The sequence below is a fragment of the Candidatus Pelagibacter bacterium nBUS_27 genome, from assembly GCF_051200985.1.
Taxonomy (GTDB): Bacteria; Pseudomonadota; Alphaproteobacteria; order Pelagibacterales; family Pelagibacteraceae; genus Pelagibacter.
Genome location: NZ_CP172845.1, coordinates 810,682 through 834,231, shown reverse-complemented (window position 1 = coordinate 834,231; position 23,550 = coordinate 810,682). Strand labels below are relative to the sequence as shown.

Annotated in this window: 30 protein-coding genes and 1 riboswitch; of the genes, 14 read left to right on the top strand and 16 right to left on the bottom strand. The window is 29.8% G+C overall.

Annotated elements, in window-relative coordinates; genetic code table 11:
- Position 1: 1 nt before the first annotated feature.
- From sufB to ACIJYG_RS04555, 8 genes are all read left to right on the top strand, one after another.
- Positions 2–1,444 carry a Fe-S cluster assembly protein SufB gene (gene sufB / locus ACIJYG_RS04590; RefSeq protein WP_435095613.1) on the top strand — a complete coding sequence of 481 codons (1,443 nt, stop codon included), beginning with the start codon at positions 2–4 and terminating at the stop codon, positions 1,442–1,444.
- Entirely contained in the window at positions 1,445–2,179 is a 735-nt protein-coding gene (gene sufC / locus ACIJYG_RS04585; RefSeq protein WP_435095610.1) for a Fe-S cluster assembly ATPase SufC, read from the top strand.
- Complete coding sequence (sufD, locus tag ACIJYG_RS04580; RefSeq protein ID WP_435095607.1) at positions 2,179–3,417, top strand: Fe-S cluster assembly protein SufD; 1,239 nt, start codon at positions 2,179–2,181, stop codon at positions 3,415–3,417. Before sufC ends, sufD begins: the two co-directional genes overlap by 1 nt.
- Complete coding sequence (locus ACIJYG_RS04575) at positions 3,414–4,634, top strand: aminotransferase class V-fold PLP-dependent enzyme (RefSeq protein ID WP_435095604.1); 1,221 nt, start codon at positions 3,414–3,416, stop codon at positions 4,632–4,634. Before sufD ends, ACIJYG_RS04575 begins: the two co-directional genes overlap by 4 nt.
- Positions 4,631–5,095, top strand: a complete 465-nt coding sequence (gene sufU, locus ACIJYG_RS04570) for a Fe-S cluster assembly sulfur transfer protein SufU (protein ID WP_435095601.1) — start codon at positions 4,631–4,633, stop codon at positions 5,093–5,095. Before ACIJYG_RS04575 ends, sufU begins: the two co-directional genes overlap by 4 nt.
- Position 5,096: 1 nt before the next feature.
- A complete protein-coding gene (locus ACIJYG_RS04565) occupies positions 5,097–5,396 on the top strand; it encodes an SUF system Fe-S cluster assembly protein (RefSeq protein WP_435087576.1) in 300 nt (99 codons plus the stop codon).
- Positions 5,396–5,731, top strand: a complete 336-nt coding sequence (locus ACIJYG_RS04560; protein ID WP_435095598.1) for a HesB/IscA family protein — start codon at positions 5,396–5,398, stop codon at positions 5,729–5,731. The genes ACIJYG_RS04565 and ACIJYG_RS04560 overlap by 1 nt, the downstream gene beginning before the upstream one ends.
- 66 nt (positions 5,732–5,797) lie before the next feature.
- A complete protein-coding gene (locus tag ACIJYG_RS04555; RefSeq protein WP_435087572.1) occupies positions 5,798–5,968 on the top strand; it encodes a hypothetical protein in 171 nt (56 codons plus the stop codon).
- 7 nt (positions 5,969–5,975) lie between these two features.
- Here the strand turns inward: ACIJYG_RS04555 and glnA are convergent, their stop codons facing one another.
- A complete protein-coding gene (glnA, locus tag ACIJYG_RS04550; protein WP_435087570.1) occupies positions 5,976–7,382 on the bottom strand; it encodes a type I glutamate--ammonia ligase in 1,407 nt (468 codons plus the stop codon).
- A 135-nt stretch (positions 7,383–7,517) separates the two neighbouring features.
- On the opposite strand from glnA, the gene ACIJYG_RS04545 reads away from it, so the two are divergent.
- Together ACIJYG_RS04545 and ACIJYG_RS04540 are read left to right on the top strand one after the other, a co-directional pair.
- Entirely contained in the window at positions 7,518–8,000 is a 483-nt protein-coding gene (locus ACIJYG_RS04545; RefSeq protein WP_435087568.1) for a YbaK/EbsC family protein, read from the top strand.
- Entirely contained in the window at positions 7,997–8,884 is an 888-nt protein-coding gene (locus ACIJYG_RS04540) for a DMT family transporter (RefSeq protein ID WP_435095595.1), read from the top strand. Before ACIJYG_RS04545 ends, ACIJYG_RS04540 begins: the two co-directional genes overlap by 4 nt.
- Here ACIJYG_RS04540 and ACIJYG_RS04535 read toward each other — a convergent pair.
- The 3 genes from ACIJYG_RS04535 to ACIJYG_RS04525 all read right to left on the bottom strand — a co-directional run bounded on the left by ACIJYG_RS04535 (position 8,877) and on the right by ACIJYG_RS04525 (position 11,318).
- Positions 8,877–9,779 (bottom strand): homocysteine S-methyltransferase family protein, encoded by a 903-nt coding sequence (locus ACIJYG_RS04535; protein ID WP_435095592.1) that lies wholly within the window; start codon positions 9,777–9,779, stop codon positions 8,877–8,879. The genes ACIJYG_RS04540 and ACIJYG_RS04535 overlap by 8 nt on opposite strands.
- Before the next feature lie 8 nt (positions 9,780–9,787).
- Positions 9,788–9,851, bottom strand: a riboswitch (SAM riboswitch).
- 91 nt (positions 9,852–9,942) lie between these two features.
- Positions 9,943–10,533 carry a putative 2OG-Fe(II) oxygenase gene (locus tag ACIJYG_RS04530; protein ID WP_435095589.1) on the bottom strand — a complete coding sequence of 197 codons (591 nt, stop codon included), beginning with the start codon at positions 10,531–10,533 and terminating at the stop codon, positions 9,943–9,945.
- Positions 10,534–10,571: 38 nt separating this feature from the next.
- A complete protein-coding gene (locus tag ACIJYG_RS04525; protein ID WP_435087562.1) occupies positions 10,572–11,318 on the bottom strand; it encodes a sulfite exporter TauE/SafE family protein in 747 nt (248 codons plus the stop codon).
- A 14-nt stretch (positions 11,319–11,332) separates the two neighbouring features.
- On the opposite strand from ACIJYG_RS04525, the gene moaB reads away from it, so the two are divergent.
- Positions 11,333–11,833, top strand: coding sequence for a molybdenum cofactor biosynthesis protein B (gene moaB, locus ACIJYG_RS04520; protein ID WP_435095586.1), 501 nt, complete (start codon positions 11,333–11,335; stop codon positions 11,831–11,833).
- On the opposite strand, the gene ACIJYG_RS04515 is transcribed toward moaB, so the two are convergent.
- Entirely contained in the window at positions 11,834–12,079 is a 246-nt protein-coding gene (locus ACIJYG_RS04515; RefSeq protein ID WP_435087558.1) for a DUF1244 domain-containing protein, read from the bottom strand.
- 311 nt (positions 12,080–12,390) lie between these two features.
- Between ACIJYG_RS04515 and ACIJYG_RS04510 the strand changes: the two genes are divergently transcribed.
- Together ACIJYG_RS04510 and ACIJYG_RS04505 are read left to right on the top strand one after the other, a co-directional pair.
- Positions 12,391–13,941: an aldehyde dehydrogenase family protein gene (locus tag ACIJYG_RS04510; protein ID WP_435091264.1), complete on the top strand. Its 1,551-nt coding sequence runs from the start codon at positions 12,391–12,393 to the stop codon at positions 13,939–13,941.
- Positions 13,942–13,985: 44 nt separating this feature from the next.
- Positions 13,986–14,333: a DUF779 domain-containing protein gene (locus tag ACIJYG_RS04505; protein ID WP_435095583.1), complete on the top strand. Its 348-nt coding sequence runs from the start codon at positions 13,986–13,988 to the stop codon at positions 14,331–14,333.
- A 3-nt stretch (positions 14,334–14,336) separates the two neighbouring features.
- Here the strand turns inward: ACIJYG_RS04505 and ACIJYG_RS04500 are convergent, their stop codons facing one another.
- The 10 genes from ACIJYG_RS04500 to iolG all read right to left on the bottom strand — a co-directional run bounded on the left by ACIJYG_RS04500 (position 14,337) and on the right by iolG (position 21,545).
- Complete coding sequence (locus ACIJYG_RS04500) at positions 14,337–14,906, bottom strand: sulfite oxidase heme-binding subunit YedZ (RefSeq protein ID WP_435087555.1); 570 nt, start codon at positions 14,904–14,906, stop codon at positions 14,337–14,339.
- Positions 14,906–15,811 carry a protein-methionine-sulfoxide reductase catalytic subunit MsrP gene (gene msrP / locus ACIJYG_RS04495; RefSeq protein WP_435095580.1) on the bottom strand — a complete coding sequence of 302 codons (906 nt, stop codon included), beginning with the start codon at positions 15,809–15,811 and terminating at the stop codon, positions 14,906–14,908. The genes ACIJYG_RS04500 and msrP overlap by 1 nt, the downstream gene beginning before the upstream one ends.
- A complete protein-coding gene (locus ACIJYG_RS04490; protein WP_435095577.1) occupies positions 15,798–16,250 on the bottom strand; it encodes a molybdopterin synthase catalytic subunit in 453 nt (150 codons plus the stop codon). The genes msrP and ACIJYG_RS04490 overlap by 14 nt, the downstream gene beginning before the upstream one ends.
- Positions 16,250–16,519 (bottom strand): MoaD/ThiS family protein, encoded by a 270-nt coding sequence (locus ACIJYG_RS04485; protein WP_435095574.1) that lies wholly within the window; start codon positions 16,517–16,519, stop codon positions 16,250–16,252. Before ACIJYG_RS04485 ends, ACIJYG_RS04490 begins: the two co-directional genes overlap by 1 nt.
- An 11-nt stretch (positions 16,520–16,530) precedes the next feature.
- Positions 16,531–17,076: a cyclic pyranopterin monophosphate synthase MoaC gene (gene moaC, locus ACIJYG_RS04480; protein WP_435095571.1), complete on the bottom strand. Its 546-nt coding sequence runs from the start codon at positions 17,074–17,076 to the stop codon at positions 16,531–16,533.
- Between the two features lies 1 nt (position 17,077).
- Entirely contained in the window at positions 17,078–18,070 is a 993-nt protein-coding gene (moaA, locus tag ACIJYG_RS04475) for a GTP 3',8-cyclase MoaA (RefSeq protein WP_435095568.1), read from the bottom strand.
- A gap of 145 nt (positions 18,071–18,215) precedes the next feature.
- Positions 18,216–18,539, bottom strand: coding sequence for a GYD domain-containing protein (locus tag ACIJYG_RS04470; protein ID WP_271490833.1), 324 nt, complete (start codon positions 18,537–18,539; stop codon positions 18,216–18,218).
- 166 nt (positions 18,540–18,705) lie between these two features.
- Positions 18,706–19,668: an aldo/keto reductase gene (locus ACIJYG_RS04465; protein WP_435095565.1), complete on the bottom strand. Its 963-nt coding sequence runs from the start codon at positions 19,666–19,668 to the stop codon at positions 18,706–18,708.
- A 19-nt stretch (positions 19,669–19,687) separates the two neighbouring features.
- On the bottom strand, positions 19,688–20,542 hold the full coding sequence (locus ACIJYG_RS04460) for an SDR family oxidoreductase (RefSeq protein WP_435095562.1): 855 nt from the start codon (positions 20,540–20,542) through the stop codon (positions 19,688–19,690).
- Position 20,543: 1 nt separating this feature from the next.
- On the bottom strand, positions 20,544–21,545 hold the full coding sequence (gene iolG, locus ACIJYG_RS04455) for an inositol 2-dehydrogenase (RefSeq protein WP_435095559.1): 1,002 nt from the start codon (positions 21,543–21,545) through the stop codon (positions 20,544–20,546).
- Between the two features lie 137 nt (positions 21,546–21,682).
- Between iolG and iolE the strand changes: the two genes are divergently transcribed.
- Positions 21,683–22,585: a myo-inosose-2 dehydratase gene (gene iolE / locus ACIJYG_RS04450; RefSeq protein ID WP_435087538.1), complete on the top strand. Its 903-nt coding sequence runs from the start codon at positions 21,683–21,685 to the stop codon at positions 22,583–22,585.
- A gap of 5 nt (positions 22,586–22,590) precedes the next feature.
- Here the strand turns inward: iolE and ACIJYG_RS04445 are convergent, their stop codons facing one another.
- A complete protein-coding gene (locus ACIJYG_RS04445) occupies positions 22,591–23,547 on the bottom strand; it encodes a hydroxyacid dehydrogenase (protein WP_435095556.1) in 957 nt (318 codons plus the stop codon).
- Between the last annotated feature and the right edge of the window lie 3 nt (positions 23,548–23,550).

Here is a 23,550-nt window from a genome sequence, read left to right as displayed (position 1 = left end):
GATGGATAACAGACAAAAAGAAATTGATAATTTAAAAGATTACAAATATGGTTTTTCAACTGATATTGAGAACACAAGAGCGCCTAAAGGTCTAAATGAAGATGTAATAAAGTTTATTTCTAATATTAAAAAAGAACCTCAGTGGATGCTTGATTTTAGACTTAAGGCATTTGAAAGATTTAAACAATTAAAAGAACCTAATTGGCAAAAACCAAAGTATCCAAAAATAGATTATCAAGATTTATATTATTATTCAGCGCCCAAAAGTATGGATGATAAACCCAAGAGCCTTGATGAGCTTGATCCTAAACTTTTAGAAACTTATAAAAAACTTGGAATTCCATTGCAAGAACAAGCAAGATTAAATGGTATAGCCGTTGATGCTGTGTTTGACTCGGTATCTGTTGCAACAACATTTAAAGAGGAATTAACTAAACAAGGAATTATTTTTTGCTCAATGTCTGAAGCTATTCAAAAACATCCTGACTTGGTCAAAAAATATCTAGGTTCTGTTATACCAACAACAGATCATTTCTTTGCAACTCTTAACTCGGCAGTATTTACAGATGGTTCTTTTGTTTACATTCCAGAGGGAATAAAATGTCCAATGGAACTATCAACATATTTTAGAATTAATGCATCTGAAACTGGTCAATTCGAAAGAACATTAATTATTGCTGATAAAGGAAGCTATGTAAGTTATTTGGAAGGTTGCACCGCACCAATGAGAGATGAAAATCAATTGCATGCTGCTAACGTTGAGTTGATTGCATTGGATGATGCTGAAATTAAATACTCAACAGTACAAAATTGGTATCCTGGAGATAAAGATGGCGTAGGTGGAATATACAACTTTGTTACAAAACGTGGTTTGTGTAAGGGAAAAAATTCTAAAATTTCTTGGACGCAAGTTGAAACTGGTTCTGCAATAACGTGGAAATATCCAAGCTGTATTTTAAAAGGTGATAACTCTGTAGGAGAATTTTACTCTATAGCAATTACAAACAATCATCAAAAAGCAGACACAGGAACTAAAATGATCCATTTAGGAAAAAATACAAAAAGTAAGATAATTTCTAAAGGAATATCAGCTGGTAATTCTGATATGATGTATAGAGGTTTAGTTGATATTTCTTCAAAGGCTGATAATTCAAGAAATTTTACTCAATGTGACTCGTTATTGATGGGCAATAAATGTGGTGCTCACACTATTCCTTACATTAAAAACAAAAACCCAAAATCAAATATTGAACATGAGGCAACTACATCAAAAATAAGTGATGAACAGTTATATTATTGTAATCAAAGAGGATTAAATCAAGAAGAGGCGGTTAGCTTGATTGTAAATGGCTTTTGCAAAGAAGTTTTACAACAACTTCCTATGGAATTTGCCGTTGAAGCACAAAAGTTAGTTGGAATTAGTTTAGAAGGGAGTGTTGGTTAAATGTTAACGATTGAAAATTTAAAAGCAAAGATTGAAGAAAAAGAAATATTAAAAGGATTAAATTTAAATATAAATCCTGGAGAAGTGCACGCAATTATGGGCCCTAATGGTTCTGGAAAAAGCACATTATCAAATATTTTGTCAGGAAAAAAAGGGTACGAAGTAAATGGAAATATTACTTTTGAGGGTGAAAATTTATTGGATTTAGAAACAGAGGAAAGAGCGCATAAAGGAATTTTTTTAGCATTTCAATATCCATTAGAAATTCCAGGAGTTAACACTAATACTTTTTTAAAAACTTCGATTAATGCAATTAAAAAAGCTAGAGGTGAGAAAGAATTAGATGCTATTGAATTTTTAAAATTGATTAAACAAAAAGCAGCAGAATTAAAATTTGATGAAAAAATATTAAGTAGACAATTAAATGTGGGCTTTTCTGGCGGAGAAAAAAAGAAAAATGAAATTTTACAAATGTCAATTTTAAATCCCAAACTTTCTATTTTAGATGAAACTGACTCAGGCCTAGATATTGATGCTTTAAGGATAGTTTCGGAAGGTGTAAATTCGTTAAGAAATAAAGAAAATTCTTTTTTAATTATTACTCACTATCAAAGGTTACTTGATTACATTAAACCAGATTTTGTACATGTCTTAAAAAATGGTCAAATAATTAAATCAGGTGACTATGAGTTAGCTAAAGAATTAGAAAAAGTCGGATATGAGGATTTTAATTAATGCAAAATGAAATCAAGTTAAATTTTGAAAAATCTCTAAGTGAAGGAAATTATTCAATTTCACAAAAAGAAATTAAAGAAAAAAATTTTAATAAATTTTTAGAACAAGGCTTTCCAAATAAACGTATTGAAGATTGGAAATTTTCTGATTTAAACCAAATCATTTCAACTAATTTTGAAAAATTAGATTTTTATAAAGAAAACAATACATCAAGCATTAATAATGATTATATTAATGAATTTAAGCATAATAAAATAGTTTTTATTAACGGCAACGTATCTAAGATTGATTTTGGTTATGAAGATAAAGAAAAAATTAGTATAAACCAAAATTTAGAACTGGATAATGAACTGAATGAAAATGTGTTAATAAACTTAAATACTGCCTTTCTTTCTAGCTATATTAAAATCACAATTAATAAGGGTTATCAGTTACAAAAACCATTGGTTTTATACAATTATTTAACATCAGATTTAGACTGTTACGGTTTAAACATGAGACTTGACATTGATCTTGAAGATGACACTTCTATAGATGTAATCAACATTTCAAACGAAACTACAAATAATAATTTTTTAAATTTTAGACAAAAAATTAATATCGGTAAAAATGCTACTCTTAAAAATTATAGTTTAGACATCAATCCAACATCTAATATTAAGTATTCATTTAAAGATATTGATTTAGATAAAAATAGTCATTTAGAGTATTTTATTTTATCAAAAGGTTCAAAATTTGCAAAACACGATATTAATTGTTCTCTTAATAACGATCATGGCTCAGTTGTACTTAATGGGGTTATTGATTTAGATAATAAAAAACACCATGAGATCAAAACTTCGATAAACCATAACGAAGAAAATTGTAAAAGTTATCAATTAATAAAAAGTGTATTAAATGAAAATTCCAAAGGAGTTTATCAAGGTAAAATTTATGTAGACTCTAAAGCTCAAAAAACTGATGGCTATCAGCTAAGTAGAGCACTATTGCTTAATGATAATGTGGAGTTTAATGCAAAACCTGAATTAGAAATTTATGCTGATGATGTAAAATGCTCTCATGGATCAACTTCAGGTAATATAGATGAAAACTCTATTTTTTATTTAATGTCTAGAGGTCTAAGTCATGCTCAGTCAAAAAAACTATTAACAAATGGATTTTTAAATGAGGTTGTCGAAAAGATTACAAATGAAAGTGTAAAATCCTTAGTTAAAAAATTAACAGGCATTCAAGAATGATCATAAATAATATAAAAAAAGAATTTCCAATTTTTGATAAAAAAATTCAAAATAATGATCTAGTTTATTTAGATAGTGCAAACTCTTCACAAAAACCAAAAGTTGTAATCGATAGAATAAATGAATTTTATACAAAGCAATTTTCCAATGTAGGAAGAAGTGTTCATTATCTTGCTGTTGCTGCTACTAATTTATATGAAGGGACAAGAAGCTCTGTTCAAAAATATATTAATGCAAAAGATAAAAATGAAATTGTTTTTACAAAAGGTGCTACAGAGGCACTTAATTTAGTTGCAAATACTTTGGGTCAAAATTTTCTTCAAGAAGGAGACGAAGTACTTATTACAGAACTAGAACATCATTCTAATTATGTTCCTTGGCATTTTTTAAGAAAATCAAAAAATATTAGAATTAATTTTGCAGAAATTAATGAAGAAGGTGAAATCACTCTAGAAGAAATAGAAAAAAAATTGACACCTAAAACAAAGGTAATTTCAATCACACATTTATCAAATGTTACAGGTGCTATTTTACCAATTAAAGAAATAACCGAGCTTGCTCACTCTAAAAACATAGTAGTTGTAGTCGATGGTTGTCAGGGCGCACCTCATTTAAAACTAGATATGCAAGATCTTAATTGTGATTTTTATGCTATTTCATGTCACAAAATGTATGGTCCAACTGGGTTGGGTGTTTTGTATGGAAAGAAAAAATGGTTAGAGGAGTTGCCGCCATATCAAGGAGGTGGTGGCATGATCAAAGAAGTTAAAAAAGATATGATTTCTTACGGTGATTTACCTAATAAATACGAAGCTGGTACGATGGCTACGGCACAAGTTATAGCATTTGACCAATCCATTAAATTTTTAGAGAGTGTTGGAATAGACAATGTTATGAAACATGAGGCAGAATTAGTTGAATATGGTCAAGATCTTTTACAAAAAAATAATTCTGTTAAATTAATTGGAAGCCCTAAAGACAAAGGTGGAGTTTTATCTTTTACTATTGAAGGTATACATCCCCATGATATTGCAACTATTTTAGATGAAGATGGTGTTGCTATAAGAGCAGGACATCATTGCTGCCAAATATTACATGATAAATTAAATATACCTGCTAGTGCACGGGCATCAGTTGGAATATATAATACAAAAGATGATTTAGATAAGCTTAACGACTCAATTAAAAACTGTAAAAAAATATTTAATTTAAAATGAATTTAAAAGAATTATATCAAGAAATAATATTGGAACATGGTAAAAATCCAAAAAATTTGAGGAAGACTGATGGTTTCAATAAAGATGCCAAAGGTAACAATCCTTTATGTGGAGATAATGTTCATATTTATTTAAAACTTAATGGACAAATGATAGTTGAAGATATTTCTTTTGAAGGAAGTGGATGTGCTATTTCAATGGCGTCTGCATCTATTATGACAGATTTAATTAAAGGTAAAAACGAAAATGAAGCAAAAGAAATTGTCGAAGATTTTTTAGGGATGATTAAAGAAAACCCTGAACTTAAATCAGAATATCTAGAAGAAGATGAAAAAACAAAACTAATGTGTTTATCTGGAGTAAAACAATACCCAATGAGAGTAAAATGTGCAACTTTATCATGGCACACATTAGTCTCAGCTTTTGAAAATAAAAAAGATCAAGTAAATACGGAGAATTAAGATGACAAAAAAAGAAAAAATTATTGAAGAGATTAGAAAGATTTATGATCCAGAACTGCCTGTAAATATTTATGAACTTGGTTTAATTTATGATGTTCAAGTCGAAAATGATAATTTTGCAAAAATTAAAATGACATTAACTACACCCAATTGTCCAGTAGCAGAAAGTTTACCCAAGGAAGTCAAAGATGGTGCTATGCAAGTTGAGGGAATAGATGATGTTGATCTTGAATTAGTTTGGGATCCACCGTGGAATAAAGATATGATGTCAGAGGCGGCAAAATTGGAGCTAAATCTATAATGAACCCTATAATAAAACTAAGTAATAATGCAGCATTGAGAATTAAAGAAATTATGTCTAATGCTGAAAAAGACTCACTGGGTGTAAGAGTGTCAGTTAAAACAGGTGGTTGTGCTGGAATGTCTTATGTTATGGAATACACCAAGATAGCTAATCCAAACGATGAAGTTATTGAAGAAAAAGGTGTTAAGGTATTTGTGGATTCAGCAGCAGTTATGTATCTCCTAGGAACTGAAATGGATTATAAAAAAGAGGAATTATCCTCATCATTTGTCTTTAATAACCCGAATGAAACTGAGCGTTGTGGGTGTGGTGAGTCTTTTAAGATAGAGTAGGACGTATTGTCCTACTATTTGCATATCAGTATTGCATATCTTGCATATCTAGTGTAAGAATCACATATGAACACATTTGAGTTTAAAAATCTTGTTAAAAGCCTTAAAAATTCTTTAAAGCAAAGAACTTTTTTTAAAGATCTTCGTAAAGAAGTAGAAACTGGTGCAAACGGCACGCAGGACTACGTTGTGAAAAAAGGTGTTAACAAAGATACAATCGCAACAACTAGACAGTAATTAATTACTAGCTACTATAATACATCTCAAATTCAACAGGATGAGGTGCGTGTTCAAATTTGTGAATTTCTTCAAACTTAAGTGCAATGTAAGCATCAATTTGATCATCTGTAAATACACCACCTTGCGTTAAAAATTCTCTATCTTTATCTAAACTCTCCATAGCTTCTCTTAATGAGCCACAAACAGTTGGGATAGCACTAACTTCTTCTGGAGGTAATTCATATAAATCTTTATCAAATGATTCACCTGGATGAATTTTATTTTTAATTCCATCTAGGCCAGCCATTAGCATTGCTGCAAAAGTTAAATAAGGATTTCCAGAAGCATCCGGGAATCTTATTTCACATCTAGCACCATTTTTACTTAATGTAATTGGTATACGACAAGAAGCAGATCTATTTCTTGCTGAATACGCAAGTAGTACAGGTGCTTCGAAACCAGGAATTAATCTTTTGTAACTATTTGTTGTTGAGTTAGCAAAAGCATTAATCGCCTTAGCATGTTTTAAAATTCCACCAATATAATGTAGAGCTGTTTCTGATAAACCAGCATATGCATCACCAGAAAATACAGGTGTATTTCCTTTCCAAATAGATTGATGAATATGCATTCCTGAACCATTATCTCCAGCAACAGGTTTTGGCATAAACGTAGCAGTTTTTCCAAATGAGTGGGTTACCATTTGTACAACATATTTATATAATTGAACATTATCTGCTTGATCAACCAATGTTCCAAAATACATTCCCAATTCATGTTGACTTGGAGCAACTTCATGGTGATGTTTTTCAACTTTAATTCCAACTTCTTTTAAATTTTTTAAATATTCTCCTCGCATATCTTGCTCACTATCAACAGGAGGTACGGGAAAATAACCACCTTTTACAGGAGGTCTATGACCCATATTTCCATTTTCATAAACTTTTCCAGAGTTGTATGGACCTTCTTTGCTATCTAAAACAAATCCGGTGTTATTTGGGTCATTGCTAATTCTTACATCGTCAAACACAAAAAATTCTGGTTCTGGACCAAAAAAAGCTTTATCACCAACACCTGAAGATTTTAAATATTCCTCTGCTTTTTTAGCAGTTCCTCTAGGGTCTCTTTCGTAAGGGGATTTTTTAACAGCATCTAAAATATCACAGAACAGAATCAATGTATTATGAGAGGTAAATGGATCCATTTCCATTCTTGAAGTGTCAGGTTTTAAAATCATGTCTGATTCATTAATAGCTTTCCAGCCTGCTATTGAAGAGCCATCAAAAAAAACTCCATCATCTAGCATTTCATCGTCAACAATAGTTACATCCATTGTTAGATGTTGAAGTTTACCTCTTGGGTCTGTAAATCTTAAGTCTACAAATTCAACTTCTTTTTCTTTTATAAATTTTAAAACATTTGCTGCACTCATTGTATCTCCTGTATAATTTTATAGTTGATAAATAACAAAATAATCTTGAAAAATATTGCTTATTTAATAAATAACACCTATGCAATTTTCACATAAGTGGTGTATTTATGCAATATTATTAAATAATTATTTACAGTGAACCCTTTATTAAAAAAAGAACCAGTCAAAAGAGCTGGAAAAACTATTAAAGATTTTGATCCAAATCTCAAAATTATTTGTTTAGAGCAAACAGCAAGAACAGCAAAGGATGCGGCTACAGCTTTAGGTTGCAATGTTGGGGCAATTGTTAAAAGTTTACTATTTAATTCAGGTAATGACTTTGTACTTTGTTTGGTATCAGGCGATAAAAGATGTTCTTTAAATAAACTTAAAAAAATTTTAGATGAAAAAGATGTGTCCATGGCCCATCCAAATGATGTTAAAAAAATTACTGGCTATACAATTGGAGGAGTTTCACCTGTTGGGCACCTAAATAAAGTAAAAATTTTTATTGATAGTAATTTAAATAGATTTAAAACGGTTTTCGCTGCAGCTGGGCACCCAAATTGTGTCTTTAGAATAGATTTTAGTCAATTAAAAATTTTAACTACCGGTGAAATAAAAGAGATAACAGAATGAGACAACCAAAATTAATAGATTACATCTTATTAACAACATTAGCTTTAATTTGGGCTTCAGCTTTTTTTAATATTAAGATTGCAACATATTCATTTGGACCCGTGACAATTGCTTTTTTAAGAGTTTTTTTTGGAGCAATTCCAGTTTTACTTCTTTGTTATTACAAAAATATAAAAATAGAAGCATTTTCAAAGGACTGGCATTGGTTTGCTATGATTGGATTTATCAACTTAGTAGCGCCATTTTTTTTAATAGCATATGGGGTAAAGTCTGTTCAAAGTAATTTAGCAGCGATATTAATGTCTACTACACCATTAAGCTCTACTGTTCTTGGACATTTTTTTACTAAGAATGAAAAGTTCAATTTGGTAAAAACATTTGGAATTTTAATTGGATTTTCAGGAATCGTATTTTTATTTTCTGATAATATCTTAATTGATGAAAATAATTTCAACTCAGCATTACTAATATTGCTCGGTTCAACTTGTTATGTTGTTGGTGGTGTTTTAACTTTAAAGATAAGTAAGAAAAAAAATGAAAATGTAACAGGGTCAATTTTAATTTGGGCAATTATAATTTTATTACCATTAATGAGTTTTATAGAGCAACCTTGGCAATCAATTCCACGAACTGACTCATTAATATCAGTTATATATCTTGGTATAGTGCCAACAGGCGTTGCTTGGTTATTAAGATTCAGAATTTTAAAAAACAATGGTTTAATTTTTCAATCACAAGTATCGTATCTAATACCAATATTTGGCACTATACTAGGATATATATTCTTGAAAGAATTAATAACGATTAAGGTTTTAATATCTCTAATAGCTGTCTGTATTGGTATCTATTTTGTTAAAAAAGCTGATAATAAAAAAACTATTTAACTGCAGCAATTGCGTTTATGTGTGCTGGCCTAGTTTCGCAGCACCCTCCTAATATCGTTGCACCGTTATCTTTAAATTTTTTAACAATTTCTCCAATTTTTTTAGGTGTAAGATCTTTTCTTTGTCCTAAGAATTCATTTGGATTACCATTAGATTTTGAGAAAGTTGAGGTGTAACCATTTTTGGGTTTAGTAGTTATAAACCCATTTATCTTAAAGCCAAAAGGAACATTTAAACTTTTTAGCTCCTCAAGATTAGCCTCATAGTTTTCAGGTGACACACATGAAAGCATAATACCAAGTAATTGTTCGTCAATAATATTTTTAATATCTGAAATATTTTCGCCACTCGGTAAATTTGTACCTTCAGATATATGAATACCAATGAGATAAGGTTTATTAAATTCTTTAATTGCCTCTATTCCACACTTAAATTCTTTAATGCTACTCCATACATCAAAATAAAAAAAATCCACATAAGGATTTAATAATTTTGCCTGTTCATTAAAGTTTTTAATAATCTCTTCTTCACTTCTTTCATCTGCCTCGTAAGTTAAATTTTGAGGAGGTATTCCACCTGCTACAAGAATATTTGGAAATTCTTTTTTAACATCATGTGCGATTTGACCAGCTTTTTTATTTAAGTATTCAAATTTTTCCTCAACATTGTTATCTCTTAATCTTTTTCGTCTTGTTGTAAAAGTTGTTGTGACTATTACTTCAGCACCAGCTTTTATAAAATCCCTATGTGTATCAGATAAGAGTTGATGGTAATTTTCATCTAATATAGCGTTAGCACTCCATAATGTTCCGTTAGGTTTCATGCCTCTTGCTAGAAGTTCTTGGCCCATTCCACCATCTAGCACCCTTGTTTTTTTGAAAAAATTTAAATCCACTTTAGTCCTTACTTTTTTAGTACTTCAGCTTTATGCTAGGTGTACAATATAGTTTAACTACCTCGCTTATTGATTTTGTGGGAATTATTCTTTTTAGCAGTTTATGCCCGCAATAAGATCAAATCGGCAAATTATTTATACTAATTATATTTGTATCTGTATATTATTTTTTTAATATAATTTTAGCGTTAAAAGAAAACGATCTACGTTCACCATTAATATTAAAAGGATAAGCAGTATGAAGTAAATAATTTGGAAAAATGATAAGTTCTTTAAGTTTTGGTACCACATTATATATACTCTTGCTTAAAAAACCTTTTTGTCCATTTATGAAATCTATAGTTCCATTTGTTTTAATCTTTTTATTCTTTACCATTTTATTGTTAGTCATATCTTTAGGTATTGTTAAGTAGCCCACACCTGATAAATCTCCTTCATGGTAATGAATAGGGTTGTATTCACCTTTAAATTGTCGAACAACCCATAAATTTAAGATCTTAATTTCTTTTATATTCTTAATTTTTTCATTATTTAAAAATTTTGTAATATGGTTCTTTAATTCTTTTTCTAGATTTTTTTTGACAAATTTTTCTGAAATTTTTAATTCTTTTTTAATTTGGCTTGCTAATTTAGAACTATAGTCAATTTTTTTTGATTTAGATTTTTCATTAAACTCATTATTTAAACATTTAAAAAATTTATTCGAAATTCTTGTTCTTCCAATTGTTGGCCCAAAAGGTTTAATATTTTTCATTGAATGTTTAGATATAGTAAATGTTAATTAAATCAAGATTATGGTAATAGCTTTAAACCCATCCTTATAGCCACAAATATGACCAATAAAGATGTAATTAAGGACAAGGTTTTATTCGATAAAAACTTAATATTTAAAAAATTACCAATTTGACCACCCATAAAGACTACCAAGAAAAGAGGCCAGAAATTTAAGAATTGATTTAAAACAATATCTTTTGTTAATTGTCCAGCCACTCCAAAAATAGAATTGATTAAAATAAATAAGGATGCAGTTGTAGCAATTTGTTTTGGATAACCAGCTTTTATTAAAAAAAGTATTGGACTTAAAAAGATACCGCCACCGATACCTACAATTCCTGAAATAAATCCTATGACACAACCAATAAGAATAGATATTTTTTTTGGGATTTGATTTATCTTAATTTTATTACTATCAAAAAATTTACTTCTATTTAATAATAGAATTCCAGCAATAGTTAAAATTATAAATAACAATATCTCAAATAATTCTTTTGAAATTGATAATGAAGCACCAAAAAATGCCAAAGGAACAGACCCCACTACGTAGGGTAAAAGAAGATTGAGACTAAAATTACCAGATTTTATATAATTTATTGAATTACCCGAAACCACAATGATGTTGCAACATAATGCCAATATTGGAATGATGTAAAAAGGAATTTCCCATATTAACATTAAAGCCAGATAAGTAGACCCACCTCCAAAACCAACACTAGAATATAATATTGATGTTATAAGAAAAAATATTGATAATATAATCATGCTTAAAAAATTTTATGAATGTAAATATTGCTTTATTGACTGTAACAGATACCAGAACATTTGATAATGATAAATCTGGAGCTATTCTTGTAGAAAAAATTAAAGAAGCTAACCATAAATTAATTGATAGAAAAATATGTAAAGACAACAAAGAAGATATTGTTTTAATTTTAAAAGATTGGATTAATAAAAAAGATATTGATGTAGTTATCACTACTGGAGGAACAGGGCTTACTGGAAGAGATATTACCCCAGAAGCAATAGAAGAGGTTGCAGACAAACAAATACCTGGTTTTGGAGAAGTTTTTCGAACAATAAGTCTTAAAACAGTAGGAACTTCTGCAATACAATCTAGGGCATGCGCAGTATTAGCAAATGGTAAATATGTTTTTGCTTTACCAGGTTCTTCTGGTGGTGTTACTGATGCATGGGATGGAATTTTAAAACATCAATTAGATATTAATCATAAACCTTGTAATTTTGTTGAGTTATTTCCAAGACTGAAAGAAAAATAATTATTTTTGATATTTTTCTTTCCACTCTGAATAAGGCATTCCATAAACATGTTCTCTTGCATCTGGATCAGATATAGTTTCACCTTTTTTTTCAGCTTCTTCTCTGTACCATCTAGACAAACAATTTCTACAAAAGTTAGCTAAATTCATTAAATCAATATTTTGAACATCTTTTCTTTCATCCAAATGTTTTAACAATCTTTCAAATGTTGCTGATTGAATTTCTATTTTTTTATTATCATTCATAAACTTAGTATTAGTCAGTTATTTTATGAGCACAAGATGTAGTATTAGATGCAATCAAAAGTAGAATATAAAATATATTATAAATAGACTTTGATACAAAACCTTAGTTAACTATTCTTATGGCTATTAAGAAAAAAAAAATAGCAAACTCAAAAACTAAGAAAAAAAAGGCTAAACAAGTCAAAGTTTCCAGAAAAAAAATCAAAACAAAAAAAAAAGTTGCTACAAAAACGTCTGCGACCAAGAAACGTTCTAAAATATCTACAAAAAAAAATAAGATCAAAAATAAAAAAAATAGAGAGGTAAAAATAATGAGTACAGAAACAGTTCAAGCTGGGAAGTCTCCTTTACTGGATACATCTCACTTAAAAGTAAAGTTTCCTTATAAAGAAAAATATGGAAATTTTATTGGTGGTAAGTTTGTTGAGCCTAAATCAGGTAAATATTTTGACAATGTAAGCCCAATTAATAATGAGGTTATATGTTCAGTTCCAAGATCTGATTCTAAAGATGTTGAATCAGCATTAGATGCAGCACATGCTGCATTTCCTACTTGGGGAATTACATCAATAACTGAAAGATCAAATATATTACTTAAGATAGCTGATGTTATTGAAAAAAATTTAGAACTATTAGCTACCGCAGAGTGTTTAGATAATGGTAAGCCAATTAGAGAATGTATGGCTGCTGATTTACCGTTAGTTGTAGATCACTGGAGATATTTTGCAGGAGTGATAAGAGCTGAAGAAGGTTCTGTTTCTGAAATAAGTAACAGTGAATATTCCTACCATATACCTGAACCACTTGGTGTTGTTGGACAAATTATTCCTTGGAATTTTCCTTTACTAATGGCAACATGGAAACTTGCACCTGCGTTAGCTGCAGGAAATTGTGTAGTTCTAAAACCAGCTGAACAAACACCAGCATCTATTTTACTTTTAATGGAACTTATTGGTGATTTGTTACCTCCAGGAGTAGTTAATGTTGTGAGTGGTTTTGGTTTGGAAGCAGGTAAACCATTAGCTTCATCAAAAAGAATAAGAAAAATAGCTTTTACTGGTGAAACAACAACTGGACGTTTGATTATGCAATACGCATCACAAAACTTAATTCCAATCACTTTAGAATTAGGTGGAAAATCTCCAAATATTTTCTTTGAAGACGTTATGGATCAAGATGATGATTTCTTTGATAAGTGTATGGAAGGTTTTGCAATGTTTACTCTTAACCAGGGTGAAGTTTGTACTTGTCCAAGTAGGGTGTTGGTTCAAGAGTCTATCTATGATAAATTTATGGAAAGAGCTGTTGCTAGAACAAAAGCTGTAACTCAAGACAATCCTCTAAAAATGGAAACTATGATTGGAGCTCAAGTATCATTAGAACAGATGGAAAAAATAAAATCTTATCTTGATCTAGGTAAGAAAGAGGGGGCTAAAGTTCTTTGTGGAGGTGAAGTTGCCAACTTAAATAGTGGTTTGGAAAAAGGAAATTACATTCAGCCTACTATTTTCGAAGGTGACAACTCTATGAGAGTTTTCCAAGAAGAAATTTTTGGACCAGTTGTATCTGTCACTAAATTTAAAGATGAAGCACATGCATTAGAAATTGCTAATGATACTCTTTATGGTTTAGGAGCAGGTGTTTGGACTAGAAATGGAAATGTTGCTTATAGAATGGGAAGAGGAATCCAAGCTGGTAGAGTTTGGACAAACTGTTACCATGCTTATCCAGCTCACGCTGCCTTTGGAGGTTACAAACAATCTGGAATCGGTAGAGAGACCCATAAAATGATGCTTAATCACTATAGACAAGTTAAGAATTTACACGTGTCTTACAGTGAAAAAAAATTAGGCTTCTTTTAACAGATATATTATATTGGCCCGTAATAAATGCGGGCCACATAAAAATGAAAGTTTCAGCCACAACTACAGCACTTGAGTTAATAGAAGATTTAAAAAAAACTCATGGTAAAGATTTATTATTCCATCAATCAGGTGGTTGTTGTGATGGTAGTGCTCCAATGTGTTATCCTGCCAAAGAATTCCAAGTAAGTGACGATGATGTTTTAGTTGGTAAAATTGGAGATATTCCCTTTTACATTAGTGAAACTCAACATGAGGCATGGAAAAATACAGATTTAATTATTGATTGTATTAAGGGAATGGGTGGAATGTTTTCTTTAGACAACGGAACTGGAAGAAGATTTTTAACTAGATCAGAGATCTGTATTCCAGAAAACACAAATATAAATTAATTATTAAACTTTTTTGAATTTAAATCTAAATAGTAAAAGTATTAATATTATTGCCATATAAATTAGTGGTTCTGTTAAATCTTTTTTAACCAACCAAATAAAGTGAACCACCCCTAATATTGCAATAATATAAATCAATCGATGAATTTTTTTCCATTTATCTTTTAATAACATCATTGCTTTTTTTGAGGAAGTTAAAGCAAGAGGTGTCAATAAGAGCCATGCTGCAAATCCAACAAAGATAAATCTTTTTGTAAAAATATCTTTTGAAATACTTTGTAAATCTAAACGATAATCAATAACCACGTATGTTAACATGTGAATTGTAGCATAAAAAAAAACAAACAATCCAAGCATACGTCTTAAAGATATCCAGACATTTAATTTTGTAATTTTTTTAAAAGGTGTCATCGCTAATGTTAAAATAATAAATATTAACGTCCACTCACCAGTATGATGAGTTATCTCTTTTACAGGTTCTGGCCCTAGTTGATTAAAAAAAATTTTATAAGTAATTATTAAAAATGGAAAAAGGCTTAAAATAAAAACACTTGGTTTTAAAAATCTTTTCATTAAAAAAATTTCTTTAAATCCATACCAGTATATAAACTAGCCACTTCTTCCTCATAACCATTGAACATTAAAGTTTTTACTCTAGGTGCAAAAATATCATTTCCTATAATTCTTTCTGTAGCTTGTGACCATCTTGGATGATTAACATTGGGATTAACATTTGAATAAAAACCATACTCTCTGGGTGATGCCCACATCCATGAAGAAGTTGGCATTTTTTCTACTAATTTAATTTTAACAATAGCTTTCGCACTTTTAAATCCATATTTCCAAGGGACAAATATTCTCAAAGGTGCCCCATTCTGATTTGGAAGTTTTTTATTATACAAACCTGTTACTACAGTTGTTAATGGGTGCAATGCTTCATCAATTCTTAATCCTTCTTTATAAGGCCAATTTAAAACTGGATATCTTTGACCTTTCATTTGATCTGGGTCATAAACACTTTCAAATTCAACATATTTAGCTTTAGAAGTTAGGGTTACTTTAGATAATAACTTACTTAAAGAAAAACCCATCCAAGGAATTACCATCGACCATCCTTCTACACATCGAAGACGATATATTCTCTCCTCTGATACAAACATTTCTGAAATTTCTTCCATTGAAATGTTGATAGGATTTTCAATTTCACCTTCAATATTAATAGTCCAAGGTTTTGTTTTAAAATTCTGGGAATTTATGTAGGGATCACTTTTAGAAGTGCCAAACTCATAATAATTATTATATGTGGTAATATCTTTGTAACTTGTATTTTTATTTTTTTCTTCCGATAAAGCATCTCCAGTAAAGGGAAGAGAAGTCATTGCAATAGAACCAGCCCCTATACTAATCGATTTAATAAAGGATCTCCTGTTATTATAAATTTTTTCTGGTGTAATTTCTGAATATTTAATTTTTTTCATGAACTATTGGATTACCTTTCAACCATTCGCTTTCATTATTTGTATAATGTTCTTTTTTCCAAATTGGAGATCTCTTCTTAATTTCTTCAATGACATATCTAGACAAAACATACGCTTCATCACGATGCTTACATGCAATTGCAATGATAATGCTAATTTCTCCAAGGTTCAAATAACCTTTTGCATGCTCAATAAATACTGCTTTATCTTTAATGTTTAACTTTTGATCAGCTTCATTGTAAATTTCTTCAAAACTTTTTATAACAAGAGCGTCATGACTGTCATAAGTTATTCCTACTACACTTTTATTATCGTTTTGATTTCTTACAGTTCCAGAGAAAAAGATTGAAGCTCCAAATTGAGAAGATGAAATAAAATTTTCAGCTTCTAAAATTGAAAGTTTTTTTTCTTTTATATTTATTACTTTTGTATGAAGCATTAACCTCCTCCAATAGGGGGTATAATAGCAATTTTTTCATTACTTGTTATTTTATAATTGTCGCTGACAATATTGTTACTTTTAGAACAAAATGCAGATGAATTTACAATCTTTTTAAAATTTTCATTACCTATAAAATTTTTATCTAAATACTCTATTATTTTATTTTTAATATCTTTAATTGTTGAATTTTTTTTTATTTCGAATTCTAGAAAATTTTTATCACTAAAGTCTCGACTTGCCCCAAATAGCTCAATCTGTACCTTCATTAATATTTTAATTAAAATATTTCTTTTAAAAAATTAGGTAGCCCTTCTGGATTTTTCCACAAACCACTTTTTCCACCTTCTTTGATTAATAGCTTAACATCATGAATTTTTAAATGAGGATTAACAATTTTACTTAAATCGTAAATAGTTATTAAAGCAGCATTTACTCCCATAATTGCTTCCATTTCTACACCTGTTTTTGCATATGCGGAAACAACACAAAACACTTCAAGTGTGTTATCTTTATCGTGCATAATAATTTTAGTAGCTGTATGGTCGATTGGTAGTGGATGACATAAAGGAATTAATTCACTAGTTTTTTTAACTCCTAAAACTGCAGAAACTTCTGCTAAAGCTACAGGATCTCCTTTAGGCATTTCTTTATTTTTAATTAGATCAAATACTTCTTTACCAACAAAAATTTTGCCAGAGGCTAAAGCTCTTCTGTGCGTTTCTTTTTTGGCTGAAACATCAACCATGTTAAAAGAATTTTTTTTGAAAATTTCTTCTGCCCAATCTTTTAACTCATTATTTTTTATTACTTTTAAATTCTTCATATTAACCACCAGTAGTTGATAAATTCTTTGTTAAACCAGTTTCACCGATCTCTAAATAATGAGATTCTTTCTTAAAGTTAAGCTGTTTTAAAATCAAATCTTTTAACTCTTCTAATTGACTATCTTTTTGCATTAAATGTCTAATATTTATTCCAGTGTTACCAAACAAACATAATCTTAAATCACCTTTTGCAGTTATTCTTAACCTATTACAACTTTTACAAAAATCTTCTGAGTATGGAGCGATAACACCAAATTTACCTTTAAACTTCGGATTTAAATAATTTTTTGATGGTCCCGCATCTTTACCAAATGTTTGGATAACCCAATTATTATTGTTTAAATAATCAATAAATTTTTTTGCTGGAACATGATATCTATTGAAATAGTCAAGGTTATCTCCTGTTTGCATTAACTCTATATATCTAAAATCAATTTCATTATTTTTTATAAATTCAGCCCAATCATTAAAATCTTTATCAGAATCATTTACTCCTTTTAGTAAAACAGCGTTAATTTTAATATTTTTGAAATCTAAATTTTTTAGTTTTTTGACACCTTTAAGAATTTCTTCCAATCTATCATGACCAGTAATCTTTTTAAAAGTATCAGCATTTAAACTATCAATACTGATATTAATTCCATCTAAACCACTATTTTTTATATCATTTGCAATTTTGTCTAACCTATAACCATTGGTAGTTATTACAGTTTTTTTGATCCCTGAATTTTTTTTTAAAATTTTAACTATTTCAAAAAAATCTTTTCTGACTGTTGGCTCACCACCAGTAAGTCTAATTTTTGATACACCAAGTTGTGACAGTGCTTTTGCTAATCTACCAATTTCATCAGTATTGATGAAAGTTCTATTATCACTTTTATCAATTTTATATCCATTAGGTAAACAGTATCCACATTTAAAATTGCACACATCTGTAATTGACAATCTAATGTATGGAAATCTTCTACCAAAGCTATCCTTAAGAATATTCATATACAATAATAATATTATATATGATTTTATATAATATGAGTAAAATTCTTTAAGAAAAAAAAATTATATAATCTAAAGAGATTATTACTGTTATAGAGATATTTAACTCCTCCTCTAAAAAAATAGAGGAAGAGTTTTTTTGTAATTATTTACCTGGTTCTTTGTAGCCACCAACCATTTTGTTTGCAATTTTTGCAATACCATTCAAGTCAATAGACTCTAATACAGTAAAGTCAGTTACAGCCCCACTTGAAACCGCAACCATTCCTGATGCAGCTGCTTGATCAAAAGTACCTTCGACTTCTACCATGAAATCATACTTGCCTCTTAAACCAGCATAGCCAGTAAGTTTTGCACCACCTGCTTCAGCTAAAGCTGTAGTAGCAGCTTTTCGATCTGTGTCTGGATTACTTACAAAGCCTCCAAGACCTTTATCCGTATATCTTCCTAGTATATAAAACTTAGCCATTAAGACCTCCTTTTAATTTGACTAATTAAAATAGAAAAACAGAGTCATTGCAATAGATATATATCCACAGCATTTTTTAACTTTAAATTAATGTATTTTTTAACTGTTAAGTCGTACCATTTCTTTAAACTCAACTTTATGTATAGTTTATTTGTAATCTTTTAAATTATCCTGATGTGAAAACTCTTTCAGACTCTGGGTCATTAGTAGAAAATGGTAGTTTTGATATTTCATCCCAAAATTCACCAGAAATTTCAGCATTTGCCCAAGCCAAATTTTTTTCTATGCTTTCAACACTAGTTACACCACATATCGTTGAGGTAATTCTGTTATCTCTTAAAGAAAACTGAAGTGCAGCTGCTCCTAATTCCACATTATGTTTTTTGCAAACTTTTTCAAACTCACGAGCAGGGGCTAATTTCTCTTCCGTAGCATCCTGATAGGTTACTTTTTTAAAGTTATCAGGACCTTTTGCTAAAACTCCTCCTGCGTATGGAGCAGCATTAAAAATTGCAATATTTTTACCAGAAGCATAATCATACATTGCATTAGCCTCTCTATTTATTAGGGTATATCTGTTATGATTAATTATCACGTCAAAATCCCAATCTTTTAGCAAAGGAAACATAATATCTACTTTACCCATTGCAACACCTGCTGCTTTAGCAAGACCTTCATCTTTAATTTTAAATAACTCATCCATTGCTCCGTCTTTTTTTGTAATATCAGTAATGTCTTTTGCATATTCTGGATCATGTAAAAATAAAATATCAACAGAGTCTACATTTAACGTTTTTAAACTTTCTTCTAACGATTCTCTAACTCTATTTTTATCGAGAACTAAGGTGTCCATATTTCTGTCTAGTTTTGTAGATAAAAGAAAACCTTTAGGCCATCCTCCATTTTCTTTAATTGCTTTTCCAATTCTTTTTTCACTTTCACCCATTGCGTAATTTCTTGACGTATCAAGCATATTAGCTGGCCCTTGAAAAAATCTTTTTAGCGTTTCTTGAGCTCTTAGTTCTGGTACTTCATAACCATAAGTATCTGGCATACTCCCCAAAGAGGATGTTCCAAAACTCAATTCTGTAACCTCTAAACCAGTATCTTTAATTTTATTTTTTTTCATTATTTAATTTAAATTAGGCTCACTCACCTAAAATACTATCATCTAATATTTTGGTGTCATACGCTGAATATGAATGCCATCCTGCAACAGTTTGATCAAAATCAACAATGCTTCCGGTCATAATTCCTGACTCTTCTGAACATAAGAAAGCTAAGATCTTTGCAACATCCAAAGGTTTGTTTAATCTTTTAAAAGGAACTTTGGCTTCAGCTTTTTTTAGCCAATCATCATCTGCGTTGTGAAATTTTTTTTGAATTACGGTTTCTGCTGGTGTGTCTGTCCATCCCAAATTTACTCCGTTTACTCTTATTTGATGTCCGGAAACTGAATTTGCAACATTTTTAATCATTATTGCTAATGCTGCTTTAGAAGAACTGTAAGCAGTTAAGAAAGGCATACCACTGTATCCAGCCATTGATAAAATATGGGCAATAGTTCCTTTCTTTTTATCTCTAATCATTATTTTTATAACGTCTTGCATCATAAAAAGGGGAGCTTTTACATTTACATTAAAATTTTTATCATAATTTTCTTCTGTTGTGCTTAAGATCGTTCCTCTTTCTGTAAAAGCTGCAACATTTATAAAAGAGTCCACTGTGTTAAATTTTTTATCAGTTTCAGAAACTATTTTTTTACAGTCTGCAAGTTTTTCTAAATCTGCTTGAACATATAGGCATTCTGCACCCATACTTTCTATTTCAGATTTTACTTTATTTCCTTTATCACTATTTCTTCCACAAATAGTTATTCCCTTAGCACCTCTGCTTGCTAGTAATTTTGCAGTCTCAGCTCCACTTCCTTGAGTACTTCCTGTTACAATTATTATTTTATTTTCAAATTGGTTAGATTGTTCAGATATATATTTATTGGACATATTAGAATTTTATATCAATTACTTTACCACTTTCAAACGACTCATATGCTGCATTAGCTATTATCAAAGCGTTTCTGCCATCTTCAAATCCAACTAATGGTTTTGTTTTATCTTCAACACATTTTACAAACTCATTAAATTGATCTCTGTAAGCTTGCTCGTATCTTTCAATAAAAAAGAAATGTATAGGTTCTTTTTCATCAGTAGATGTATTTGTATATCTTTGTATGGATGTAGGGGTTTGATTGTTTGAAATTACCATACCTTTACTACCAAAAACCTCTACTCTTTGATCATACCCATATACAGCTCTTCTAGAATTATTTATATGAATTAAAACTCCATTTTTTGACTTTAAAATAAACATAGCAGTATCCAGATCTTTTTCTTGTTGCACATTTTTATCAAATAAAGCATCTCCAAATGCAGATATTTGAACTACAGGATCATCCCCTAATATAAATCTAGTTAAATCAAAATCATGGATAGTAGTATCTCTAAAAAATCCTCCTGCAGCTTTTAAATAATCAATTCCTGGTGGCTCAGGATCTCTACTTGTAATAACAACCATTTCCAATTCACCAATTTCTTTTTTTACTTTTGCCTGTTGCGCCTTTGCATGACTGGCATCAAATCTTCTATTAAAACCAATTTGAATAGGAACGTTTGTTCCCTTAATATTTTCCATACACTCATTTACTTTATTGATATCTAAATCAATTGGCTTTTCACAAAAAATTGCTTTTCCAGCTTTCGCTGCCATTGTAATAAATTGAGTATGAGTTGGAGTAGCCGATGCTATTAGAACTGCATCTATATCGTCAGCCTTTATAGCTTCTTCTGGTGAAGATGCTATTAAACACTCTGTTGATTTTGCTATTTCTTCGGCAAACTGAGAATTAACATCATATACATATTTTAATTTTGCTTTTGGATGTAATGCTATAAATTTTGCATGCATTTTTCCAATCCGTCCTGCTCCCATTAAAGAAAAGTTAATCATAAGAATTTACAACAGAATTAAAGATTGAAATCAAGAAACAATTTTTCAAGATGAATTAAATATCAATTATAAAGATAATTTTCTTGATGCACAAAAGATCATAATTTAGAAATGCATTTAATTTTTAATAATTTTATATGTCAATTAAATTAGGAATAGCACCAATTGCATGGAGTAATGATGATATGCCTGAATTGGGAGGTGACACTTCTTTAGAACAATGTTTGTCTGAAGCTAGTCAGGCAGGATTTATTGGAATTGAGTCTGGTGGTAAATTTCCGAAAAAATCAGAAGAATTAATTCCCAAACTTAATAAATTTAACCTAAATCTTTGCTCAGGTTGGTATGGAGCTAATTTAAGAACAAATAATGTAAATGAAGAAAAAAATTTAATTCAAGATCAGTTAAAACTTTTTAAAGATTGCAATTCACCTTGTATGGTTTTTGCTGAAGTTTCCGATTCAATCCAAGGAGATCCAAATAGAAAATTATCTACAAGACCTCAAATGGATCTTGAAGAGTCTAAAAAATACTATGAAAAAATTTCAGAAATGGGAAAATATCTTGAAGATGAAGGGATGCCACTTGCTTACCATCATCATATGGGCACTGTAATAGAGACTGAAGAGGATACAGTGAGATTGCTTGAAAACACGCATGATAGTGTAAAACTTACATTAGACACTGGTCACATGTTATTTGCTAAAGGAGAATCGTTAAAAATATTAAATGATTTTAGTGAAAGATTAATTCATATGCATTGTAAAGATATTAGAAAAAATGTTTTAGAAAAATCTTTGAAAGAAGATTTAAGTTTTAGAGGGGCATTTTTAGAGGGTGCATTTACAGTTCCAGGTGATGGATGTATTGATTACAAGCCTTTGTTCGATGTATTGAAAGAAAAAAATTACTCAGGTTGGTTAGTGGTAGAAGCGGAACAAGATCCTTCAAAAGCAAATCCTTTTGAATATGCAAAGATCGGCTATAAATATTTAACAGAAACTCTTAAAAAAAGTAACTTAGAAGTTTTTCAAAACTAATTTTTTTACAATTTTACAATTTTAGATTTTTCTAACTTTTCATCAAAAAAATCAATAATATTTTGTATTGTCTCTTTACCCATTCTTGTCATGCATTCTTCAGTAAAAGCTGCTGTGTGTGGACTTAGAAAAACTTTATCGTTTTTTAATAATGGATTATTGGGTTCTGGTGGCTCAGTTTCAAAAACATCTAAACCAGCTCCAAAAATTAAACCTTCATTCAAAGCTTTATTCAGATCAACTTCATTTACAATACCACCTCTAGCCGCGTTAATAATAATACAATTATTTTTCATTGTTTTTAGTAAATCATAATTGATTATATTCTTAGTTCTATCATTTAACGGAATATGAAGAGATACAGCATCCATAGTTTTGCAGGCATCTTCCATACTATCAACCTTGATACCACCTAAATTTTCAATAACATCTTTAGAAACAAAAGGATCATAGACAAAAACTTTCATCTCAAACCCTAGACATCGTTTTATTAAAGATTGACCAATTCTACCAAAACCAGCAATTAGTATATTTTTACCCCAAAGTTCAACAGTTTTGGGCAATTTGTTTCTATCATTAAATTTTCCTTCCTTAACAGTGTCATCATACATAGTTTTTCTTTTAGAAATATTAAGGAGCATAAACATTACATGTTCAGCTACAGCTACCGCATTTGCGGTTGCTGTAATGGCAAGAGTTAAGTTATTTTTTTTAGAAGCTTCTAAATCAATATTATCGTAACCAACACCGTGTCTAGAAATAATCTTTAAATTATTTGCTGCTTCAATAACATCCCCAGTCAATTTTGCTGTTCTTATTGATACTCCATCACAGTCTTTAATTTTAGATTTGAGAAATTCAGGATCTACATTTTCAACAATTTCAAATTCGTAATTTGTATTATTTTTAAGCAATTCAATTCCAGCTTCATGAATAGGCTGTATAACTAAAATTTTTTTCATAAG

What these genes read in the sequence shown, in the direction of transcription:
- sufB (WP_435095613.1), top strand. Translation starts at nt 2, where the DNA reads ATGGATAACAGACAAAAAGAAATTGATAATTTAAAAGATTACAAATAT.
- sufC (WP_435095610.1), top strand. Translation starts at nt 1,445, where the DNA reads ATGTTAACGATTGAAAATTTAAAAGCAAAGATTGAAGAAAAAGAAATA.
- sufD (WP_435095607.1), top strand. Translation starts at nt 2,179, where the DNA reads ATGCAAAATGAAATCAAGTTAAATTTTGAAAAATCTCTAAGTGAAGGA.
- ACIJYG_RS04575 (WP_435095604.1), top strand. Translation starts at nt 3,414, where the DNA reads ATGATCATAAATAATATAAAAAAAGAATTTCCAATTTTTGATAAAAAA.
- sufU (WP_435095601.1), top strand. Translation starts at nt 4,631, where the DNA reads ATGAATTTAAAAGAATTATATCAAGAAATAATATTGGAACATGGTAAA.
- ACIJYG_RS04565 (WP_435087576.1), top strand. Translation starts at nt 5,097, where the DNA reads ATGACAAAAAAAGAAAAAATTATTGAAGAGATTAGAAAGATTTATGAT.
- ACIJYG_RS04560 (WP_435095598.1), top strand. Translation starts at nt 5,396, where the DNA reads ATGAACCCTATAATAAAACTAAGTAATAATGCAGCATTGAGAATTAAA.
- ACIJYG_RS04555 (WP_435087572.1), top strand. Translation starts at nt 5,798, where the DNA reads ATGAACACATTTGAGTTTAAAAATCTTGTTAAAAGCCTTAAAAATTCT.
- glnA (WP_435087570.1), bottom strand. Translation starts at nt 7,382, where the DNA reads ATGAGTGCAGCAAATGTTTTAAAATTTATAAAAGAAAAAGAAGTTGAA.
- ACIJYG_RS04540 (WP_435095595.1), top strand. Translation starts at nt 7,997, where the DNA reads ATGAGACAACCAAAATTAATAGATTACATCTTATTAACAACATTAGCT.
- ACIJYG_RS04530 (WP_435095589.1), bottom strand. Translation starts at nt 10,533, where the DNA reads ATGAAAAATATTAAACCTTTTGGGCCAACAATTGGAAGAACAAGAATT.
- ACIJYG_RS04525 (WP_435087562.1), bottom strand. Translation starts at nt 11,318, where the DNA reads ATGATTATATTATCAATATTTTTTCTTATAACATCAATATTATATTCT.
- moaB (WP_435095586.1), top strand. Translation starts at nt 11,333, where the DNA reads ATGAATGTAAATATTGCTTTATTGACTGTAACAGATACCAGAACATTT.
- ACIJYG_RS04515 (WP_435087558.1), bottom strand. Translation starts at nt 12,079, where the DNA reads ATGAATGATAATAAAAAAATAGAAATTCAATCAGCAACATTTGAAAGA.
- ACIJYG_RS04510 (WP_435091264.1), top strand. Translation starts at nt 12,391, where the DNA reads ATGAGTACAGAAACAGTTCAAGCTGGGAAGTCTCCTTTACTGGATACA.
- ACIJYG_RS04505 (WP_435095583.1), top strand. Translation starts at nt 13,986, where the DNA reads ATGAAAGTTTCAGCCACAACTACAGCACTTGAGTTAATAGAAGATTTA.
- ACIJYG_RS04500 (WP_435087555.1), bottom strand. Translation starts at nt 14,906, where the DNA reads ATGAAAAGATTTTTAAAACCAAGTGTTTTTATTTTAAGCCTTTTTCCA.
- msrP (WP_435095580.1), bottom strand. Translation starts at nt 15,811, where the DNA reads ATGAAAAAAATTAAATATTCAGAAATTACACCAGAAAAAATTTATAAT.
- ACIJYG_RS04490 (WP_435095577.1), bottom strand. Translation starts at nt 16,250, where the DNA reads ATGCTTCATACAAAAGTAATAAATATAAAAGAAAAAAAACTTTCAATT.
- ACIJYG_RS04485 (WP_435095574.1), bottom strand. Translation starts at nt 16,519, where the DNA reads ATGAAGGTACAGATTGAGCTATTTGGGGCAAGTCGAGACTTTAGTGAT.
- moaC (WP_435095571.1), bottom strand. Translation starts at nt 17,076, where the DNA reads ATGAAGAATTTAAAAGTAATAAAAAATAATGAGTTAAAAGATTGGGCA.
- moaA (WP_435095568.1), bottom strand. Translation starts at nt 18,070, where the DNA reads ATGAATATTCTTAAGGATAGCTTTGGTAGAAGATTTCCATACATTAGA.
- ACIJYG_RS04470 (WP_271490833.1), bottom strand. Translation starts at nt 18,539, where the DNA reads ATGGCTAAGTTTTATATACTAGGAAGATATACGGATAAAGGTCTTGGA.
- ACIJYG_RS04465 (WP_435095565.1), bottom strand. Translation starts at nt 19,668, where the DNA reads ATGAAAAAAAATAAAATTAAAGATACTGGTTTAGAGGTTACAGAATTG.
- ACIJYG_RS04460 (WP_435095562.1), bottom strand. Translation starts at nt 20,542, where the DNA reads ATGTCCAATAAATATATATCTGAACAATCTAACCAATTTGAAAATAAA.
- iolG (WP_435095559.1), bottom strand. Translation starts at nt 21,545, where the DNA reads ATGATTAACTTTTCTTTAATGGGAGCAGGACGGATTGGAAAAATGCAT.
- iolE (WP_435087538.1), top strand. Translation starts at nt 21,683, where the DNA reads ATGTCAATTAAATTAGGAATAGCACCAATTGCATGGAGTAATGATGAT.
- ACIJYG_RS04445 (WP_435095556.1), bottom strand. Translation starts at nt 23,547, where the DNA reads ATGAAAAAAATTTTAGTTATACAGCCTATTCATGAAGCTGGAATTGAA.